Source organism: Asaia bogorensis NBRC 16594, assembly GCF_001547995.1.
Classification (GTDB): Bacteria; Pseudomonadota; Alphaproteobacteria; order Acetobacterales; family Acetobacteraceae; genus Asaia; species Asaia bogorensis.
In genome coordinates, this window is sequence record NZ_AP014690.1 from 2,722,787 (window position 1) to 2,743,332 (window position 20,546).

The 20,546-nt window shown below is 60.4% G+C and carries 17 protein-coding genes; 5 read left to right on the top strand and 12 right to left on the bottom strand.

Annotated elements, in window-relative coordinates; translation table 11 throughout:
• Nucleotides 1-12: 12 nt before the first annotated feature.
• From nuoH to Asbog_RS11980, 12 genes are all read right to left on the bottom strand, one after another.
• Nucleotides 13-975 (bottom strand): NADH-quinone oxidoreductase subunit NuoH, encoded by a 963-nt coding sequence (nuoH, locus tag Asbog_RS11925; protein ID WP_031241233.1) that lies wholly within the window; start codon nucleotides 973-975, stop codon nucleotides 13-15.
• Nucleotides 972-3,683, bottom strand: a complete 2,712-nt coding sequence (gene nuoG, locus Asbog_RS11930; protein ID WP_062165294.1) for an NADH-quinone oxidoreductase subunit NuoG — start codon at nucleotides 3,681-3,683, stop codon at nucleotides 972-974. Before nuoG ends, nuoH begins: the two co-directional genes overlap by 4 nt.
• A 13-nt stretch (nucleotides 3,684-3,696) precedes the next feature.
• Nucleotides 3,697-5,013: an NADH-quinone oxidoreductase subunit NuoF gene (gene nuoF / locus Asbog_RS11935; RefSeq protein ID WP_062165295.1), complete on the bottom strand. Its 1,317-nt coding sequence runs from the start codon at nucleotides 5,011-5,013 to the stop codon at nucleotides 3,697-3,699.
• Nucleotides 5,013-5,522 carry an NADH-quinone oxidoreductase subunit NuoE gene (gene nuoE / locus Asbog_RS11940; RefSeq protein WP_023979424.1) on the bottom strand — a complete coding sequence of 170 codons (510 nt, stop codon included), beginning with the start codon at nucleotides 5,520-5,522 and terminating at the stop codon, nucleotides 5,013-5,015. The genes nuoF and nuoE overlap by 1 nt, the downstream gene beginning before the upstream one ends.
• Complete coding sequence (nuoC, locus tag Asbog_RS11945; protein ID WP_062165296.1) at nucleotides 5,509-7,287, bottom strand: NADH-quinone oxidoreductase subunit C/D; 1,779 nt, start codon at nucleotides 7,285-7,287, stop codon at nucleotides 5,509-5,511. Before nuoC ends, nuoE begins: the two co-directional genes overlap by 14 nt.
• Before the next feature lie 13 nt (nucleotides 7,288-7,300).
• The gene (locus Asbog_RS11950) at nucleotides 7,301-7,942 is read right to left on the bottom strand and encodes an NADH-quinone oxidoreductase subunit B (protein WP_023979422.1); all 642 of its coding nucleotides are present in this window, start codon (nucleotides 7,940-7,942) and stop codon (nucleotides 7,301-7,303) included.
• Nucleotides 7,943-7,944: 2 nt separating this feature from the next.
• Nucleotides 7,945-8,400, bottom strand: coding sequence for an NADH-quinone oxidoreductase subunit A (locus tag Asbog_RS11955; RefSeq protein ID WP_031241229.1), 456 nt, complete (start codon nucleotides 8,398-8,400; stop codon nucleotides 7,945-7,947).
• A gap of 266 nt (nucleotides 8,401-8,666) precedes the next feature.
• Nucleotides 8,667-10,481 carry a glycoside hydrolase family 15 protein gene (locus tag Asbog_RS11960; RefSeq protein ID WP_062165297.1) on the bottom strand — a complete coding sequence of 605 codons (1,815 nt, stop codon included), beginning with the start codon at nucleotides 10,479-10,481 and terminating at the stop codon, nucleotides 8,667-8,669.
• Nucleotides 10,482-10,642: 161 nt separating this feature from the next.
• Entirely contained in the window at nucleotides 10,643-12,148 is a 1,506-nt protein-coding gene (zwf, locus tag Asbog_RS11965) for a glucose-6-phosphate dehydrogenase (RefSeq protein WP_062165298.1), read from the bottom strand.
• A 96-nt stretch (nucleotides 12,149-12,244) separates the two neighbouring features.
• Nucleotides 12,245-13,798, bottom strand: coding sequence for an efflux transporter outer membrane subunit (locus tag Asbog_RS11970; RefSeq protein WP_062165980.1), 1,554 nt, complete (start codon nucleotides 13,796-13,798; stop codon nucleotides 12,245-12,247).
• Nucleotides 13,799-13,860: 62 nt separating this feature from the next.
• On the bottom strand, nucleotides 13,861-15,441 hold the full coding sequence (locus Asbog_RS11975) for a DHA2 family efflux MFS transporter permease subunit (RefSeq protein WP_023979420.1): 1,581 nt from the start codon (nucleotides 15,439-15,441) through the stop codon (nucleotides 13,861-13,863).
• A complete protein-coding gene (locus tag Asbog_RS11980; RefSeq protein ID WP_062165299.1) occupies nucleotides 15,438-16,559 on the bottom strand; it encodes an HlyD family secretion protein in 1,122 nt (373 codons plus the stop codon). Before Asbog_RS11980 ends, Asbog_RS11975 begins: the two co-directional genes overlap by 4 nt.
• Nucleotides 16,560-17,050: 491 nt before the next feature.
• Here Asbog_RS11980 and Asbog_RS11985 point away from each other — a divergent pair, with 491 nt between their 5' ends.
• Genes Asbog_RS11985 through Asbog_RS12005 form a run of 5 tightly spaced genes read left to right on the top strand, consistent with a single transcriptional unit; the run spans nucleotide 17,051 to nucleotide 20,541 of the window.
• Nucleotides 17,051-18,277: a molybdopterin molybdotransferase MoeA gene (locus Asbog_RS11985; protein ID WP_062165300.1), complete on the top strand. Its 1,227-nt coding sequence runs from the start codon at nucleotides 17,051-17,053 to the stop codon at nucleotides 18,275-18,277.
• Nucleotides 18,267-19,340: a GTP 3',8-cyclase MoaA gene (moaA, locus tag Asbog_RS11990; RefSeq protein ID WP_062165301.1), complete on the top strand. Its 1,074-nt coding sequence runs from the start codon at nucleotides 18,267-18,269 to the stop codon at nucleotides 19,338-19,340. The genes Asbog_RS11985 and moaA overlap by 11 nt, the downstream gene beginning before the upstream one ends.
• A gap of 1 nt (nucleotide 19,341) precedes the next feature.
• A complete protein-coding gene (gene moaC, locus Asbog_RS11995; RefSeq protein ID WP_062165302.1) occupies nucleotides 19,342-19,842 on the top strand; it encodes a cyclic pyranopterin monophosphate synthase MoaC in 501 nt (166 codons plus the stop codon).
• Nucleotides 19,835-20,104 (top strand): MoaD/ThiS family protein, encoded by a 270-nt coding sequence (locus Asbog_RS12000; protein WP_062165303.1) that lies wholly within the window; start codon nucleotides 19,835-19,837, stop codon nucleotides 20,102-20,104. The genes moaC and Asbog_RS12000 overlap by 8 nt, the downstream gene beginning before the upstream one ends.
• A 2-nt stretch (nucleotides 20,105-20,106) precedes the next feature.
• Nucleotides 20,107-20,541: a molybdenum cofactor biosynthesis protein MoaE gene (locus tag Asbog_RS12005; protein WP_171840701.1), complete on the top strand. Its 435-nt coding sequence runs from the start codon at nucleotides 20,107-20,109 to the stop codon at nucleotides 20,539-20,541.
• The last annotated feature ends 5 nt before the right edge of the window (nucleotides 20,542-20,546 follow it).

Sequence of the window (20,546 nt, forward strand, 5' to 3'; positions counted from 1 at the left end):
GCGCGCCCCCTCTCAGACGCCCGCGCGCAGCAGAACGACCGCGCCGGTGACCAGAATGTTAAGAAGAGACAGCGGCAGCAGCACCTTCCAGCCGAAGGACATCAGCTGGTCGTAACGAGGACGGGGCAGTGCTGCGCGCAGCAGGATGTAGAAGCAGATCAGCAGGAAAACCTTGATCGCAAACCACAGGAAGGGCGGCAGGAACGGGCCATGCCAGCCACCAAGGTAGAGCGTGGTGATCAGGGCCGAGCTGAGTGCGACACCGGCATATTCGGCAAGGTAGAACATGCCGAATTTCATGCCCGAATACTCGGTATGGAAGCCTGCGCCGATTTCGTTTTCACCTTCCGGAAAGTCGAAAGGCAGACGATGCGTTTCGGCAATACCGGCAAGCAGGAAGATCACGGCACCCAGGCATTGCGGGATGATGAACCAGCAATGGGTCTGGGCTTCCACGATGTCGCGAATGCTGAACGAACCGGCCGCCATGACAACGCCCATGACCGACAGGCCCATGAACACTTCATAGGAGATCATCTGGGCGGCGGCACGCATGCCACCAAGCAGGGCGTATTTGTTGTTGGACGACCACCCGGCGAGAACCACCGAATAAACGCCAAGGCCCAGCATGCCGAAGATGAAAAGCAGGCCGACATTCAGCTCACCCGCCACACCCCAGATGGGGGTGATGGGCACGACTCCGAAGCAAAGCAGAACGGCTAGAAAGCCGATGATCGGCGCGACAAGAAAGACCGGCTTGTCCGCAAAAGGCGGAATCCAGTCCTGCTTGAACAGCATCTTCATCGCATCGGCGATGACCTGAAACAGGCCGAACGGGCCGACGCGGTTAGGGCCGGGGCGATCCTGGAACACGCCAAGCAGGCGGCGCTCCAGCATGGTCGAGACCGCTGCGACGCCGAGAACGCCAAAGACGGTCACGACGATCACAAGAATTGGCCACACGATGGGCATCATACCGCGCTCTCCGTTCCAATACGCTCGGCAGGCGCCATGATTTCAAGAGAAACCCAGCCCGGTGCCGACCAGGAGCGGGACACCATATGCGGCGGGCATGTGGCGACACCTTCGGGAAGAGAAGAGTCAGAGACGGCATCGACCGTAAACACTTCGCCATTCAGCGACAGACGGACCTGAGCACCCTTGGCCACGGTACCACCGATACGCACCACCGCAGGGGCGGCGCGCTCGGCAATAGGCTGGGCCATCATGCTCATCTCATCCGTACCGAATACGCGGGCTTCCGGCAGAAGCATGAACTGACCGGCACGCGGGGCGAAAGCCGACGGCACGTCCATGGCATAGGAGCCTGCCGCATTGGCTACCCCTTCCACCAGACGCACGCCGCAATCACCACCACGCATCTTGCCGCCAATTTCCTGCTGGAAACGGTTCAGCGACTGCTCGGAGTTCCAGCCGGGCACCTGATAGAACGGCACGAGCGTGCCGGGCATGTCGGTGCTGTAGGAGCCTTCCATCGTGGAATGCAGCGGTGTGTCGGGCGAGCTCGGCGGCGGAATGTCGCGCACACTGATATTGGCACGAATGGCCGTACGTCCGCTGACGCGATGCGTCTGGCTGCGCAGCGGCGTGCCTTCGAGTTCATAGTCCGAACCCGGTGCTGCCTCGGGGATGCGGGCGAAAACCGGCATCGTCGCGGCAATCTCGGCAATCAGATCGTCCAGCTTGCCCCAGGGCTGCACATGGCTGAGGCCAGCGGCCTGCGCCATATCGGCAATCCAGCGCCAGCCCGCCTGAAGCGGGGCGTCGGGATAGACCACCTGGAAGAAGCGCTGGGCGCGGCCCTCGGCACTGACCAGCGTGCCATCCGTCTCGGAATAGGCTGCCGAGGGGAAGGTGATCTGAGAGCGAATGGCCGTCGGGGTGACCGAATGATCAAGCACCACGAGGTTGGCCGCACTCCCCACCAGCGCCTCGAACTGCGCACCATCGAGGCGGCGGCTCAGATCGTTTTCGAGAACGATCAGCGTGGCATCGGCGGCGCGAGCGGCGATCTCGTCGAGCGAGAGCCCGTCCATCAGCGCGAGGCCCATCGAGTTGGCTTCCGGCAGGACGAAGCTGATGAGCGGCGTCTTGCCCTTGGCAGCCAGAGCAGAGGCAATGTTGGCCGTTGCCTGAAGCAGGGCAGCCGAAGCGTATTGCAGGCCCGAAACCAGCAGGGGCTTCTCGGCAGCCAGCAGGGCTTCAGCAATGAGCGAAGCGGAAGCCGCCTCGGCTTCGGTGAGACCAGTCACATCGGGGGCCGACGCGTCGATGCGATGTGCGATGGCAAAGCCGAGACGTGCCGCATCTTCCGGCATGGCGCGGATGGCATCCTGCGCGAAACCGTCCAGATCGGTCACCGTGGGCGACACTACGAACAGCGGCGAAATCGTGTCCTGACCCAGCGTACGCACCGAGGCGTCCATCCAGTGAGGGACACGGGCCTGATCGGCAGCCTTGTTGAAGGCCGTGCGCTTGATCTGGCGCAGTGCCAGGCTCATGCGCGGCGAAGTTGCCGAGACATCCTCACCCAGGATCAGGGCGCCGTCAGCGGTTTCCATCTCATGCATGGTAGCGATGCGCGCCGGACCAGTGGCCAGAAGCGACGCTGCCAGCTTGACCAGGCTATGCTGCGGCTCGGCCATGCCGGTAGAGAAATTCTCGGCACCGACGAGCTTGCGCAGGGCGTAGTTGGATTCCAGCGACGCGCGCGGCGAGCCGATGCCCACCAGCTTGCCCGAAGCCGCGATCTTGCCGAAATGATCCAGTGCGGCCTGGGCCGGTACCGGCGTCATGTCGCCATTGATCACATAACCAGCCGAACGCAGGCGCGTCGGGGCATTGACCCAGCCATGACCGAAGCGACCGCGATCGCACAGGAAGTAGCGGTTCACCTCATCATTATAGCGGTTGAGCGTACGGCGAACCTTGCCAGCGCGCTCATTGATGATGGTGTTGCAGCCTGTTGCGCAGTTGGAGCAGACAGACGGTGCGCCGCGCATGTCCCATTTGCGGCTGTACATCTTCGAGAACGGCTTGTCGGTGAACACGCCGGTCGGGCAGACCTCGATGAGGTTACCGGAGAAGGGGCTCTCCAGCGTACCGCTCTCATGACGGCCGAAATAGACGTTGTTGTGCGAGGCAAACACGCCCAGATCCTGGCCGCCCGCATAATCGCGATAGAAACGCACGCAACGATAGCAGGCGATGCAGCGGTTCATTTCGTGCTTCACGAAAGGACCGAGTTCCTGATTGTTGTGGGTGCGCTTGTCGAAGCGATAGCGACGCTCGCGATGACCGGTCATCACGGTCATGTCCTGAAGGTGACATTCGCCACCTTCTTCACAAACCGGGCAGTCATGCGGGTGGTTCGTCATCAGCCACTCGACCACTTCGCCGCGGAATTCCTTGGCTTCGGGGTCTTCAACCGAGATGATCGCGCCTTCAGTCACCGGCGTCATGCAAGCCATGACGATACGACCGCGTGTGTCGTCGGCATTGGCATACTGCTTGACGGCGCACTGGCGGCATGCACCGACAGACCCGAGTTCCGGGTGCCAGCAGAAATAGGGCAGGTCTTCCCCTGCCTCGAGACAGGCCTGCAGAAGGTTCACGTCTGAACGTGCTTCAACCTCGCGGCCGTCGATTACGATTTTTGCCATCGGGCCGTTCCTCCTACGCCGCCTGCCCTGCGGCGCCGCTTTCTGCGGTGCCGGAGGTGGGCTTGCTAACCATTAGCTGGAAATCCTCGGCGAACATCTTCAGGCCGCTGGCCAGAGGCGCAATCGCACCCGGCGCATGGGCGCAGAAAGTGCGCCCCATCGGGCCGATCAGGCGGGCCGCGTCATGGAGGCGATCGATATCCTCCGGCGTGCCGCGCCCTTCCTCAATGGCAATCAGAAGACGCTCGACCCAAGGCAGGCCGTCACGACAGGGCGTGCACCAGCCACAGGATTCCTGCGCAAAGAAATGCTCAAGATTGCGGATCATCCCGATCGGGCTGGTCTTGTCATCGAGCAGGATGGCCAGACCCGTACCAAGGCGGCTGCCCGCCTTTTCCGGCGTCGGGTAATCCATGATGATGTCAGCGTGCTCGGCCCCGAGGAACGCGGTCGAGGCACCACCGGGCAGGAAGGCGCGCAGCTTGTAGCCGTCCTGCATGCCACCGGCACATTCGTTCAGGATCACGCCAAGCGACGTGCCCAGAGGCAGCTCGAACACACCCGGACGCTTGGCGCGACCGCTGACACCGTAAAGCTTGGTGCCACCATCGGCGCAGGCGCTCAGCCCCAGATACCATTCGGTGCCATTGGCCAGGATATGCGGGATGTTGCTGAAGGTCTCGATGTTGTTCACGACCGTCGGTGCGCCCCACAGACCACCGATCTGGGGAAATGGCGGCTTGGCGCGCGGGTTGGCGCGGCGGCCTTCCAGTGCCGTGATCAGGGCCGTTTCCTCACCGCAGATATAGCGACCTGCGGAGGGATGGACGTGAAGATCGAAATCGAAACCAGAGCCGAGAATGTTCTCGCCAAGGAAGCCGGCCTCACGCGCCTGGATGACCGCCTGCTGCAGGCGCTCCAGACCCAGATGGTACTCACCGCGCAGGAAGATGATGCCGTGCCGTGCCTGGATGGCATAGGCCGAGATGATCATGCCTTCGATAAGCTGGAGCGGGTTGCCCTCGACAAGGATACGATCCTTGAAGGTGCCCGGCTCCATTTCGTCACCATTGGCGACGATATATTTCAGGCGGTCCTTGGAGGATTCCTTGGGAACGAAGCTCCATTTCATGCCGGTGCTGAACCCGGCGCCGCCGCGTCCGCGCAGCTTGGAGTCCGTCACCTCGGTGATGATCTCCGCAGGGCTCATGCCAAGGGCGCGGCGCAGACCGCGCCAGCCGCCCTTTTTGTCATAGCCAGCCGGATCGAGCGGCGTCTCGCGATTGACGAGCGCCAGGAGCGGCTGCTTTTCGGGGTTGAGACCAGTCATCACTTCTTCCTCGCCCGAATGTCGTCGATGATCCCGTCGATATCTTCCGGACGGACAGGACCGAACAGGTCCTTGCCGACCAGCATGGCCGGCGCATGGTCGCAGTGACCAAGGCAGACGATGGGCAGAACGGTGAATTCACCATCCGGCGTCGTCTCGCCCATTTTCACGCCCAGCTTCTTGCAAAGGCGCTCGCGTGTCTGTTCCGCACCCATGATGTAGCAGGACACGGAGTCACAGAGCATGACCACGTTCTTGCCGACCGGCTTGCGGAACAGCAGGTTGAAATAGGTGGCAATCCCGTCCAGATCGGCCTGGGACATGCCAAGGATCCGTGCCGTATGGGCAAGATGCGCGTCGTTGATCCAGCCGAAGCGTTCCTGCACCAGACGCAGCGCCTCAATGGCGGCGCCGCGCGGGTGATGCTCATGGGCCGCCATGTCGATGAAGGTATCGACGAGATCCTTGGGGAGTTCGGCGTCCTGCGCCGTAAGTTCAGCGGTCGACATCGGCCATCACAAAATCGATGCTTCCGATGATGGCAATCAGATCGGCAATCATGGTGCCGCGTGACAGCATCGGAAGCTGTTGCAGATGAATGAACGACGGTGTGCGGATACGCGTCCGGTAGGACATCGTGCCGCCATCGCTCACGAGGTAATACTGGTTGAGACCCTTGGTCGCCTCGATGCAGGAGCGCACTTCGCCCTGCGGAATGACCGGCCCCCAGCTGACGCCCACGAAGTGATGGATGAGCGTCTCGATGTCATGCATCGTGCGCGGCTTCGGCGGCGGCATGGCCAGGGGATGCTCGGCCTTGTAGGCCCCGCCCGGCATGTTATCGAGGCAGTAGCGGATGATGCGCAGGCTCTGGCGGATCTCTTCGATATGCACCGCAGCGCGATCATAGCAATCGCCGTTGACGGCAGTCGGAATATCGAAGTCGATCTGGTCATAACCAGAATAGGGCGCCTTGCGACGATAATCCCATTCCAGACCCGTGGCACGCAGCCCCGGCCCCGTCACGCCCCAATCTACCGCCTCTTCGGTATTGTAGACGCCAACGCCCTTGGTACGGGCCTTGAAGATCGGGTTCTTCATGACGAGTTCGTTGTACTCGTCCAGACGCTTGGGCAGATAATCGAGGAAGGCGCGAACCTCGCCATCCCAGCCCTGCGGCAGATCCATCGCCACGCCGCCGATGCGGAAGAAGGCCGGATGCATGCGGAAGCCGCAGATCTTTTCGATGATCTCGAAAACGCGCTCGCGGTCGGTGAAGATGTAGAAAACCGGCGAGAGCTGACCCAGATCCTGCACCATCGTTCCGTAGAACACGAGATGGCTGGAGATACGGAAGAACTCGGCCAGCATGATGCGAATGAGCTGAGCACGCGGCGGCACGGTGATGCCTGCCAGCTTCTCGACACCCATCACATAGGGGAAGTTGTTCATCACCCCGCCGACATAGTCGATACGATCGGTATAGGGGATGTAGCTGTGCCAGGTCTGGCGCTCGGCCATTTTCTCGGCGCCGCGATGATGGAAGCCGATATCGGGCACCGCATCGACAATGAACTCGCCCTCGAGCTGCAGCACGACGCGGAACACGCCATGTACCGAAGGATGGTTCGGGCCGAGATTGAGGAACATGAAGTCGCTGTTGTCGGAATGACGCTTCATGCCCCAGGATTCGGGGTCGAATTTCAGCGCTTCCTGCTCGTCGAAAACCTGGTCTTCGGAGAGCGTATAGGGCGGACGCTCGGTCGCGCGGGCGTAATGGTCCTTGCGCAGGGGGTGCCCGACCCAGGTCGGCGGTGTCAGGATGCGCGAGAGATGCGGATGCCCCTCGAACACGACACCAAAAAGATCCCATGCCTCACGTTCGAGCCAGTTCGAATTTGGCCAGATATCGGTGATGGACGCGATATTGGCATCATCGACTGCAAGCGGGACCTTGAAGCGCACTTCATCGATCGGCCCGTCGAAGGACTGGATGTGGTAGATGACCGTGAAGTCGGATGCCGGCAGATTGTCACGATGGATACGCTGGCGCTCGTCCACACAGGTCAGGTCGAGCAGCATGCGCAGCGCGCCACCGGCCTTGACCGCCTGAAGCACGGCACGGATCTGGCCGCGCGAGACCCAGAAAGTCGGCACGCCATCACGCGTAGCTTCTTCCATAATGATCATGTGCGGCGGGAAAGCGGCGACCGAGGCCCCCATGCTGCCCGTGCCCATGCCTGCTGCGCGGCTGTTGTCGAAAACTTCGCTCATGGCTGCAGGCTCCTCAGATCGTGTCGGGCGTACGCAGCTTGGTGACCGCCATGCGCTCTTCACGCTTGAGGTCGCGCATGCTGGCAGGCGTCACCTTGGTCACGCCCTGATCACCCACCATCCAGCTGAGCGGACGGCGCTGCTTGCCGATGGAGTCCTGCAGCAGCATCAGCCCCTCAAGCAGGGCGTCGGGGCGCGGCGGACAGCCCGGCACATACACATCGACAGGAAGGAAGCTGTCGACACCCTGCACAACGCTGTAGATGTCATACATGCCGCCCGAATTGGCACAGGAGCCCATGGAGATGACCCAGCGCGGCTCAAGCATCTGGTCATACAGATACTTCACGATAGGGGCCATCTTGCGGAAAACGGTGCCCGCGATCACGATCAGGTCGGCTTCACGCGGGGTGGCGCGCAGCACTTCGGAGCCGAAGCGCGCAATGTCATAGCGGCTCGTGAAAGCCGTCGCCATTTCCACGTAGCAGCAGGACAGGCCGAAATTGAACGGCCAGACCGAGTTCTTCTGCCCCCAGGAAATGAAATCCTGAAGCTTGCCCACAACAAGATTACGGCGCACGTCCTCGTGCGCCAGAAGTTCCTCAGGGGATTGCAGACGGGGCTCGCCGACGGCGGAGGTAAGAGTCCAAGTCATCGTTATACGACCTCGCGCTCGGGGATTTTGACAAGTTCAACAGGGGAATTGGGCGGCACCTTGACCGGCATGCGGCGGTGCTTGGGGCCCCATTCAAGGGCACCACTGCGCCAGAGATAGACCAGGGCGAGCGTCAGAAAGACGACAAAGGTCACGACCGAGATGAAGGCAGCCCAACCAGCCTCGACCACCACGGGAGCCCATGAGTAGATGAACACACCTTCCACGTCGAAAATAACGAAGAAGACGGCGAGCAGATAATACTGCACCGGCAGGCGGATACGCGCCGAGCCGGTGGAGAGAATGCCCGATTCATAAGGAAGGCTCATGGAGCGACCGCGCGCCGCACCAACACGACGAGGGCCGAGAGCAGCTGACAGCGCCACCACGATGCAAAGGAAAATGACCGTAAAGGCCACGTAGATCGCTAAAGCATGATCTGCGAGAAACTGAGACACTGGCGCAACCACCTATTCCCGACGGGACCAAAGGCCTGCGTACCATCACGGCGTGTAACACCGGTCTGGAACTAAAAAGCCAGTGGTCGTGAGGTTTTTTTCTGCGCCATTGCCTAGCATCACATCAAGTCCCTGCCTATCACCTGAAGGGGAGCACACGAACCCGTGATTATTAGTATTTAAACAGTCCTGTTTTTGTTGATATTGATTATCAACTCCTTGCCCGTCATCGCGGTCCTGCCGCGATGACTTGTTGATACTTATTCTTAACTTCCCGCTGCCTGCCGGGACAGGGCCTGGTCGAGATATTGTCCTGCCCTTATGAGCGCCAGATGCGTGAAAGCCTGAGGAAAATTACCTAGATGCTCGCCAGCCGGACCGATTTCCTCCGAAAAAAGACCGACGTGGTTGGCGTATGAAAGGGTCTTGTCGAACAGGAAGCGGGCCATCAGCAGGTCGCCTGAGCGGGCGAGACATTCGATGTACCAGAACGAGCACATCGTAAAAGTTCCCTCCCGGCCCTCCAGCCCATCCTCATTATCACCCTCGGCCACATGGTAGCGGAAGACGTGGCTGTCATCGAGCAACTGGTCGCCCACGGCCTTCAGCGTTGCCATCCATCGTGGGTCGTGATCACCGATGAAACCCATGAGCGGCATGAGCAGACAGGAGGCATCGATTGCAGTACCGCCCTTGTACTGCACGTAATACTGAAGATCGTCGCTCCAGAAATTATTCTGCACATCCATGTAAATGGCGTTCCGCTCACGCACCCATACAGCGATACGGGCTGGCAAACCACGCTCTTCCGACATCCTGATGGCACGATCAAGGGCCACCCAGCACATGATGCGCGAGAACAGGAAGTGCTTCTTGCCGCCACGGACCTCCCATATACTCTCATCGGGCTGGTTCCAGGCAGTGCAAAGCCAGTCAATACCCTCGGCGATTGACTCCCAGGCCTTCCAGCTGATCCGTTCGCAGTGGCGATCGGCGTGATATACGGCGTCCATCATCTCACCGATGATATCGAGTTGCAGCTGATCCTCCGCCCCATTGCCGATACGCACGGGACGCGAGTCCCTAAAGCCGCGGAAATGCGTCAGGTCGGTTTCAGGCACGAAGGCCTTGCCGTCGATCGCATACATGACCTTCAACCGCGCCTCACCCGGCTGGGCGTCCAGTCGGCGCTCATGCAGCCAGCGGATGAAGGCAGTGGCCTCCTCCGTATGGCCCGTTTTCATGAAGGCATAGACCATGAACGACGAATCACGGATCCAGCAATAACGGTAATCCCAGTTACGTACCCCGCCCGGATCTTCAGGCAGGCCGAAGGTCGCCGCCGCAACCATTGACCCGTATTCGGCTGAGGTCAGCAGCTTGAGGGCGAGGGTCGAGCGCGTGATGTGATCATGCCAGCGTCCGTGATACTTGGCGCGCGCCACCCAGTCGGTCCAGTAATTGGCTGTTGCCTTGAAGGCATTGGATGTCCAGTGGTCCTCAAGACAGAGATTTTCGTCCGTCGTCACGCTGTCGAGCATGAAAATGGCCGTCTCATTCAGTTCGAGCACAAATTCGGCGCAGGCATCATCGCCGATGATCGTCATGGGTATGGTCGAGCTGATACGCAGGCTCGGCAGGTCGGGTCGCTCAGGCTCGAACAGGATCACCCGGTCACTCAGGGCACGGGCCTTATGGCCGACACGGGCATAGTCGAACCGGGGGGCGCAGTGCAGCCTGAAGCGAAGCGTACCGCGAACAGCTTTCACACGCCTTATCACCCGCTGCTCAGGATAATCAGGGGCCAGCGTCATGAAGTCGGAGATTTCACTCACGCCCTCCGGTGACAGAACGCGTGTCAGCAGGACATTCGTATCCGGCACGTAGAACTGCCGGAAACGCCCGCCCTCGAGAACAGGTGCCAGCTCGAAGAACCCGGCGCTGGGCTCAAGCAGGGAGGCAAAGACGCTCGGGCTGTCAAAACGCGGCCAGCACATGAAATCGATCGATCCGTTCAGCGCGACGAGCGCTGTCGTGCGCAGATCGCCAATCACGGCATGATTCTCAATTGCCATACTCATTCGCAGTTCTTTCGACCCGAGGCTGGTGAAACCCTATGTGAAACAGGAATATGAACAAGGCGCCATCCCGACCAGGGATGACCCCTGCCCCCGCAAAGCCGACCAATAGCATCTGGCCGGCCGGAACAATGACCACGCGAGGAGGAGAGGCCCGACGTCAATCAGGCCACCGGAAGCCACTGACGCCCATCGCGGGCAAGCAGGGCATCCGCCTCGGCCGGTCCCTGTGACCCCGCTTCATAAAGGCAAGGCGTAACAGGGGTGGTAGCGACATTGTCAATCGCCGCCCAGGCGGCCTCAATGGTGCCCGCGCTCTGGAAAAGCATCTGGTTGCCCGCCATGCAGTCATGCAGCAGCGCCTCGTAGCCGACATTCGGCGCCTTCGGGAAAAACGAGTCGTAGAGAAAACTGCTGGTCACGGGGGCAATCACCTCTTCCAGTCCGGGCTGCTTGGCATCAAACCCTATGGAAACGCCCCGGACAGGATCGAGAAGAAAGCGGATGACATTGCCTGTGCGCGGGTCGTTCATGTCCTGATTGAAAAGCGCATAAGGCGGCTTTTTAAAGACAATGTTGATCTCGGTGCGTCGGGCCTTCATGCGTTTGCCCGTGCGCAAATAAAAGGGCACCCCACCCCAGCGCCAGTTATCGATATCCAGTCGCATGGCAACGTAGGTTTCTGTCTGGCTATCGGTCGCAACACCCGGTTCGCTGCGATAGGCCGCGACGGGTGATCCGGCAATCTCACCTGCTCCGTACTGGCCCGCCACGTAATCCTGCGCGCGCACCGGGCGTATGGCTTCCAGCAATCGCGTTTTTTCCTGTCGTATGGCCTCAGCGGCCAGAGATGATGGTGGCTCCATTGCGATGAGGCTGAGCAGGACGAACAGATGGTTGGGCACCATGTCGCGCAGAGCGCCTGTGTGCTCATAGAAAGCGCCCCGGCTTTCAACGCCAATCGTCTCGGCAGCCGTGATCTGCACATGGTCGATATATTCGCGACGCCATAGGGGCTCGAACAGGACGTTGGAGAAGCGCGCGACAAGGATACCCTGATTGGCTTCCTTGCCCATGAAATGATCAATGCGATAGATCTGGCTTTCACGGGCCTGCCGACGCAGGGTTTCATCGAGTGCCCTGGCCGATGCCAGATCGTGGCCGAAAGGCTTCTCGATCACGATACGCCTGAACCCCGCCTTCTCCGCAAGAAGCCCCGCCTCACCCAGAGCGGTTGCAATCGGCGCGAAGAAACGGGCCGCGACCGCACAATAGAAAATGGCGCTGTCCCCACCGAGGGTTTCCGACAGGGTGGTGAAAAGCTCGGGCCGAGTGAAGTCGCCCGCTATATATTGTGCGTTGTGGGTCACCCTGTCCCACGCCCTACGATCGAGATGAGGGCATGAGAACTCGGCAGAGGGATCTTTTGCATCCTGCTCTGCCAGAGCGAAATGACGGTCGGCCCAGTCCTGGGCCTTTTGCTCGTCGCGATCAATCGCGATGATCTGAAATCCGGCTGGAAGGGCGTTTGCCACAGCCAGATCGTAAAGCGACGTGAGAAGCAGGCGGCGCGTCAGATCGCCCCCGGCTCCGAAAATGACCAGCTTGCAGGGTTGAGAGGCGGAAGTTTGCCCGAGAACATTCTGAAGCTGGTCAGCAGGGCTCGTCATGGTACTTCTCCATCCTTCTCAATGAGCAGGATAAAAAAGCTTACAGAGCCCTAATAGATCGCCTAATTATTTTCTTAAGTTCAAACAATAACGTGATCAGCCATGACGGGGACTGTCTTCGCCCAATTGCCGGATCGTGGCGTCTTCGGGCTTGTCTTGCGGGAACTGCACCTCCCAGCCGCCGCCCAACGCATTGTAAAGACGCGCCAGATTGCTTGCGATGGTGGTCGTGCTGTCAGCCAGTTGCAACTGTGCCGAAAGCAGGTCGCGCTGCGCAGAAAGCACGTTGAGGTAGGTTGTCAGACCGCTGCGATACTGCTCCTGCGACAGCTTGAGCGCACGTTGGCCCGCCCCGACCGCTGCCTGCAGCCCATCGCGCCGGCGTTGCTCGTCACGATAGGCCACAAGCGCGTTATCCACATCGCGCCAGGCGCCCAGCACCGTCTGCCGATAGGTAATGGCCGCCGCCTTCTGGGCATAACGGTTGAGCATCAACTGACCACGCAGACGCCCACCCTGAAAGATCGGCAGTGAAATGGACGGACCGAGATTCCAGGCGCGCGCGTTCCAGAAACCGAGATCGCGGAACGAAAGCGATTGCAGACCGAAATCGGCGCTGATGGTGATCTTCGGATAGAACTCGGCTTCCGCCTCGGCCACATTGGCCACAGCCGCATGAAGCTGGGCCTCGGCCTGACGGATATCGGGACGACGCTGGGCCAGCTCGGCCGGCACACCGACCGGCACGCGCGGCGGCACCACCGGTATGCCTGCCGTACGTGTCAGTTCATCGTTCAGCGTACCGGGCGGCGACCCCAGCAGCAGGCTGATGGCGTTGATCTGCTGCGCAATACGCTGCTCGATCTGCGCGATCTGGGCCGTGGTGGAGTCAAGCTGGCTTTCCGCGCTGGTCACGTCCAGTTCGGTGACGAGCCCGGTTTTCTGACGCTCCCTGGCAAGGGCGAGCGTCTGGGCCTGTGTGTCACGATTGGCCTGGGTGATACGAAGCTGTTCCTGCAACCCACGCAGGGTCAGGTAGTCATTCGCCATATCGGCCTGCTGGGCAATGAGAACGCCGCGGCGCTCTTCATCGGTTGCCTGCAGATCAGCCTTGGCGGCCTCGTACTGACGCGCCACGCGCCCCCAGATATCGAGCTCGTAAGAGGCGTCGATGGAATATTTCCACTGGTTCAGAACAGGTATCGTGGCAGACCCCACACTCTGGTCGAGAAGCGTGGCATTCTGTTGACCCAGCGCCGTCGCATTATCCTTGGCGACACCGGAAAGGATGCGCTGAAGCGATTTGGTGCTGTACTGCGAGCGTGTGTAGGACCCGCTGGCAGAAAGCCCGGGAAAACGCTCCGCACCAGCCATCAGCAGCTGAGCACGGCTCTGCGCCAGCTGTGCCGTGGCACGCTGGATATCGAGGTTCTGGGTCGCCAGTCGCGTTTCGAGCGAGGTCAGGGTCGGATCGTTGAAGATCTTCCACCAATTGACATCGGGCGCGTCCGGCGTGGTCAGGCTTCCCTTCTGGCCAGCATGGGCATGCATGTCATACTGGGTGGGCGACCACAGATCAGGCTTCTGGTATTTCGGCCCAACGCAGCCCGGCAGCGAAAGGACCACGGCAAGGGAAGCACCGCACAGCATGAGCGCACGCGGGGAACGGCCAGTCTTCAAGTCATGGCTCCGGGAAATCATGAAACGGGTCATCAATGGGCACCTCCGGCCGGGCCTTTCTTGGCCACCGGGGACAACAGGAAGCAGAAGGGCACGACAAAGAACGCCATGATGCCAATCACCATGAAGGTCTGGTTGTAGGCCACCATCGACACCTGCTGCATGAAACTCTGATAATAGCTGTGTACGGCATATTGATGCGCGGCCGACTGGGTCAGACCGGCATCGGTCGCCACCTTCTGCACAGTGTTGAGGTAATCCTGTCCGTTGGCATTATAGTCGGACGACCAATGCGCCATCAGGCTCTGACGCACCTGCTTGGTTTCTGTAATCGCTGCCGTGGCGAGCGAGATTGCCAGAGAGCCCACATAGTTACGCGACATGCTGAACATGGCCGAAGCATCGGAGTTCAGCTCCTTGGGCAGGGTCGAATAGGCAATTGTCGAGATGGGCACGAACAGGAAGGCAAGAGCCGACGTCTGGAAGATACGATATTCCACCAGATGGGCATAACTCGTGGTTGGCACGAGCTGCGCCGAATAGAACATGGCCAGCCCCATCAGGAAGAAGCCGAACGCGATCAGGTTGCGCACCTGAACGAAGCCCATCAGCTTGCCCACAATCGGGATAAGACAGATGATCACAGCTCCGCCCGGAGCGAGCACCTCACCCGAGATCGTGGCCGTATAGCCGAGGACCTGCTGGGCAAACTGGGGCACGATAATGGCGGAGGCGTAAAGCAGACCGCCCACCATGGCCATCAGGAACGTCCCAACAGCAAAATTGCGATCCTTGAAGATGGCAAGGTTGAGCAGCGGGTTCTTGGCGCGCAGCAGCCAGATGACAGCACCCACCACACCGGCCACGCCGAGCGCCGCCATGATGATGATGAAGTTCGAGCCGAACCAGTCATCGTCCTCACCGCGATCGGCCATGACTTCGAGGCAGCCGAGACCGAGCGAGATCAGGCAGATGCCGATGACATCGACCTTTTCGCGCTTCTGCTTCTCCCATGGCGGGTCCTCCACGAGCGCCGAAACGCCGATGAGGGTCAGGATACCGAAAGGCACGTTGACGTAGAAAATCCAGCGCCAGGAATAGTTATCGACCAGATAACCACCAAGCAGCGGGCCGAGAATGGGGGCCACAATGGTGGCAATGGCGGTCAGACCGAAAGCCGCACCGCGCTTTTCAGGCGGGAATGTATCCAGAATGATGGATTGCTGGTTTGGCTGAAGCCCACCCCCGAAGAAACCCTGCATCAGGCGGAAAACGATCAGCATGGGCAGGCTTGTCGATAGTCCGCAAAGGAATGACGACACCGTGAACATGGCGATGCAGATCAGGAAGTAGCGCTTGCGCCCCAGAAGCTTGCCGAACCATGCCGAGATCGTCAGCACGATACCATTTGCCACCAGATAGGAGGTGAGCGCCCAGGTGGCATCGTCATAGGAGCTGCCGAGCGCGCCCGAAATATGCGGGAGCGCCACATTGATGATGGTGGTGTCGAGCACCTCCATGAAGGCGCCCAGCGTCACAACCACTGCAATCAACCAGGGGTTGGCTTTGGGCTTCCAGTCGGCATGGTTGTTTTCGCTGGACGCGTCGCTCATTGGACGGTCACCGTCGGCACGACAGAGACGCCAAGCGGCAGCGGCACATTGGGGTCAAGCCCGCTATCGATCAGGATCTTGACCGGCACGCGCTGGACGATCTTCACGAAGTTGCCCGTCGCGTTTTCGGGCGGGAAGGCGCTGAACGCGGCACCCGCACCGAGCTGGATGGAATCCACATGGCCATGCAGGGTCAGGTTGGGATAGGCATCGACCTCGATCTCGACCTTCTGGCCGGGACGCATCTTCTGGATCTGCGTTTCCTTGTAGTTCGCAACAACCCAGACTTCAGGCTCGACCACAGAGAACAGCTTCTGACCGGTCTGGACGAAATCGCCCTGCTCGACATTACGCTGCGAGATCCAGCCATCATGCGGTGCGCGCACTTCGGTCCAGCCGTAATTCAGCTGTGCCTGAACAAGATCAGCCTCGGCCGCCTTGAGGGCAGCGTTCTGCTGCTTCATCGTGGCTTCCTGGTTTTCGATGTTCGGCTTGACCGGGGTAGCCTGCTGCAATTCACCTTCAGCGCGCATGACCTCGGCGTGAGCCTGGTCGAGTGCGGCCTTCGAGTAGTCGATATCCTGCTGCGTGGTCGCAGCGCGGGACACGCTGTGCTGGCGACGATAATCCGTTTCGGCCTTGAAAAGCTGGGCCTGCGCCGAAGAAAGAGCGCCCTTGGCCGCAATCAGGCGACCGGGGAAGTTCTGCTTGGCGACCATCACCATCTGCGTGGCAGCGGCAAAATTGGCCTGAGCCTGTGCAATGCTGGCTTCAGCCTTGTGCAATGAGGCGATGTAGTCGCGGTCATCGATCTTGACCAGAAGCTGCCCGGCATGGACGAACTGGTTGTCATTCACCAGAAGCTGGGTGACATAGCCGTTCACATGAGGCGCAATCGAAACCTTGCGTCCTGTCGTATAGGCATCATCCGTTTCGATCTGGTTGCGTGTCAGCAGCCAGTAGGCGATCCAGACGATCACCACGACAACGACAACAGCAATCAGAATGATACGCAAAAGGGGGCTGCGTTTCTTGCCCCCGTTCTTCTTGTCCTGCTTGCCGTTCTTATCGTCATCACCCTGCGATGCGCGATTATCCTGCTCGTCGCCCTGCGCCATGTGCATCCTCTCGGCGTTGCCCCGCCCTTGCGCGCAGCAACTCAGTTTTTGGCTCTGTAATCCCGAATTCTCATCGCCTGAGCTGAAAATGACCGTTCGGTTCGGTCATGGACTAGCATAGGTCTCCGGGGCCTTCAATCATCTGTTTCAGACAATGTCTGGGGTCTTTTCCACCGCCGCCATACCTGAATTCCTCAGCTCTGCGACATCCTGCCACGCCCCGGCTTACGCCTTCGTTACGCGCCAGAGATCAGGCGTTACTTGCCTATCCGGCGCATCACGATGGCCAAAAGCCAACAACCCGTCAGATCATCGCGAAGTTGCCCACTCAGGTCTCATCGTGCACGACACCGTTGCTTCTGTTACGCAAAAGACACAACACATGCGGGGATATATTTGCCTTTGGCCCGGTTCCGCCCCATCTGAGGGCCTGATGCCGGACTCGGCATATCTGAAATATCGTGGCTGTCAGGGTTCCTCGGGGGGCGTATATGGGTGATCTGCTGGATATCGAGACCGCCGAGCGTCTGATTGGTGAAACGCTTGTGCCGTTTCCTGTCGAGACTGTGCCTCTCGCTCAATGCACCGGGCGCGTGCTTCGCCAGGACGTTCAGGCCGAGCGCGCACTCCCGCCTTATGATCGAGTCATTCTCGATGGCATTGCCGTGCGCTGGCAGGCGCAGGACCGGATTTTCCGGCTGGCAGCCACGCAACCTGCCGGACATCCTCCCCTCACCCTGCCCCCTCAGCCTGTCTCAGCAGACGCAGGATCGTTTGTCGCGCTCTGCATTGCCGTCATGACAGGATCTGTTCTGCCGACCGACGCGGACACGATCATCCCGCGTGAGCATTACAGCGTGGAGAACGGCCTGATCACCCTGCACGCTTCATCTCATCCACAAATTGGGCAGCATATCCATCGTCAGGGTGCGGATTGCGCCGCGGGCGACGTCCTGCTGCGCGCAGGCATCAGCCTTTCCCCGCCCGATCTGGCCGTACTGGCTGCCAATGGAGTCAGCCATCCCCTGGTCGCGAAGGTTCCCTCGGTCGCCATCATCTCGACAGGCGACGAGCTTGTAGCCCCCGATGCGCCTGTTGCAGACTGGCAGATACGCCGTTCGAATGAATATGCCATAGCCGCCTCGCTTGCCCGCAATGGCTTCACCCGTCAGAGCTTTGCGGTGTTACCCGATGATCTGGCAACGCTGACCGATCAGCTTGGCGCGCTTCTGGCGGAACAGGATGTTCTGGTCATCAGCGGGGGCGTATCAATGGGGCAGTTCGATTTCGTCCCGCAGGCCCTCGCTGCGCTGGGCGTGCGCAATATATTCCACAAGGTGGCCCAGCGCCCCGGCAAACCTTTCTGGTTTGGCATCTCGCCCGCAGGCAAGCCGGTCTTTGCTTTACCGGGCAATCCTGTCTCGGCCCTTGCCTGTTGCAGTCGCCATGTCGTGCCTGCCCTGCTGCGTGCCCAGGGGTTTTCGGTAACCCCTCGCCCTGTCCGGCTGGGGGCCTCTCTGGCACCGCTGGCCAACATGACCCGACTTGTTCCCGCCCAGCTCGTTCAGGACGACACCAGCATGGTCATTGCGATACCGCGCCCCATGCCGACCTCAGGTGATTTCAACCGTCTGGATGCAACACAGGGGCTGATCAGCCTGCCCCCCGGCGATGCGACATTGGATACCGGCTCGGTTGTGCTGTTCCATGACTGGTGAGGCGTCACAGACCAGCGTACCACGCGATCGGCTCGGACGCCCCTGGCATGATCTGCGCATCTCGGTCATGGACCGGTGCAATTTCCGCTGCCCTTATTGTATGCCGGAATCGGTCTTTCATGACGATTTCGCCTTTCTCGCCCCTGACGCCCGTCTGAGTTTCGAGGCGATCGAGCGCGTGGCCCGCGTGGCCTCCGGGTTGGGTGTCAGCAAGCTGCGCCTGACGGGTGGCGAACCGCTTTTACGGCCCGATCTCTCCCGTCTCATCAAACGCCTGGTGGCAATCGAGGGCATTGATGATGTGGCCCTCACCACAAACGCAGTTCTGCTCGAACGCCATCTCGACGCGCTGCATGACGCCGGGCTGACACGCCTGACCATCAGTCTGGACAGTCTTGACCCGGCAATATTCAGCCGCATGAGCGGTGGACGCGCCGTGGTCGAGACCGTTCTGGCAGCCATCGACAAGGCTGCACAACGGGGATTTCCCGGCGGTATCAAGATCAACACTGTCTTGCAGCGCGATGTAAACGAGAGCGAGATCCTGCCGCTCGTTGCCCGCTTCCGCCATACCGGCATTACGCTGCGCTTCATTGAATATATGGATGTCGGTACGCGCAACCACTGGTCGCAGAGTGCTGTCGTCCCCTCGGCGGTGGTCCTTGAGCGTATTGCCACCCGCTGGCCGGTTGAGGCCATCGCTCCCCGCTACAGAGGGGAGGTCGCCCGCCGATATCGCTTTACCGATGGCGCAGGTGAGATCGGTTTCATCTCTTCGGTCACGGCGCCCTTCTGTGGCGATTGCTCGCGTGCGCGGCTGTCATCGGATGGGCAGATCTTCACCTGCCTCTTTGCCACAAAAGGTACGGATCTCCGGGCTGCACTGACAGATGAGTCGGACGAGGCCCTGCGTGCGGCCCTGCGCGGCATCTGGCATGAGCGCAGCGATCGTTATAGTGAAATGCGTCATCCTGCATCGGTGCAGCCAGCGCCCCCGGAAGACGGACCCGGGACGGGACAGACGGGCGACCGGAAAATAGAAATGTATTATATCGGAGGCTGATGTGACATCGCTGACCCATGTGGATGAAAAAGGCGAACGGCCCCGTATGGTCGAGATCGGTGACAAGACAGTCACCCGCCGTGAGGCCCATGCCCAGGCCCGTCTGCGCTTTCCCCCGGAAGTCGCCAATACCCTGGCTGATGCCGGTTACATGACCAGCAAGGGCGCGGTACTCACCGTTGCGCAGCTCGCCGGTATCATGGGGACGAAAGCGACATCACAGCTTATTCCACTCTGTCATCCGCTCTCGCTCACAGGATGCAAGGTGGACATCACGATCGAGGGTCATGATGCCGTGATCGATTGCCAGGTGAAATGCGAAGGCAAGACCGGTGTGGAGATGGAAGCACTCACGGGTGCCACGGTCGCCGCCCTGACGCTTTATGACATGTGCAAGGCGCTCAGCCACGACATGGTCATTCACGAGGTTCGCCTGATGGGAAAGAGCGGTGGCAAGCGTGATTTCAGCCACGAACCCGGCCACGGGTCCGGCCATGTCTGAAGCCGCCACCCTGACCGGACCGGCCTGCGTGACGCTGGAATATTTCGCCCAGCTACGCGATGAGGCCGGTTGCCCTACTGAAACCGTCACCACAGAAGCGCCGACGCTTGCCGCGCTTTATGACGAATGTTCTGCCCGGCACGGCTTCAGCCTCGCCCGGATGCGGCTTCGCGTGGCCGTCAATGCCGCCTTCACGCCGTGGGAGCACAGGCCCGCCAATGGTGACCATATCGTGTTCATCCCGCCAGTTTCGGGAGGTTGACCATGTTCCTTCTGACCGAAACCCCGATCGAGCCAGACAGCGTCGCACACGCCTTGCGGCGCAACGAGGCGGGTGGTTACTGCAGTTTCGAGGGATGGGTGCGCAACCATAGCGAGGGACAAGCCGTGCTTGGCCTCGATTATCAGGCCTATCGCCCTCTGGCAGAAGCGGAAGCGGCGCTCATCCTGCAGGAAGCAGAAAGCCGGTTTGATATCGTGGCTGTCTCGGCCATTCATCGTATCGGCAGTCTCGGGCTCGGGGATATGGCGGTATGGATCGGGGTTTCAGCCGCCCATCGTGATGCAGCCTTCGTCGCCTGCCGCTATGTGATCGACGAGATCAAGCGCCGTGTGCCCATCTGGAAACGTGAACGCTATGCCGATGGCCATTCCGAATGGATTGCCTGCCACGACACCGAGCCCTCACCCGAGCTGTGATCGGC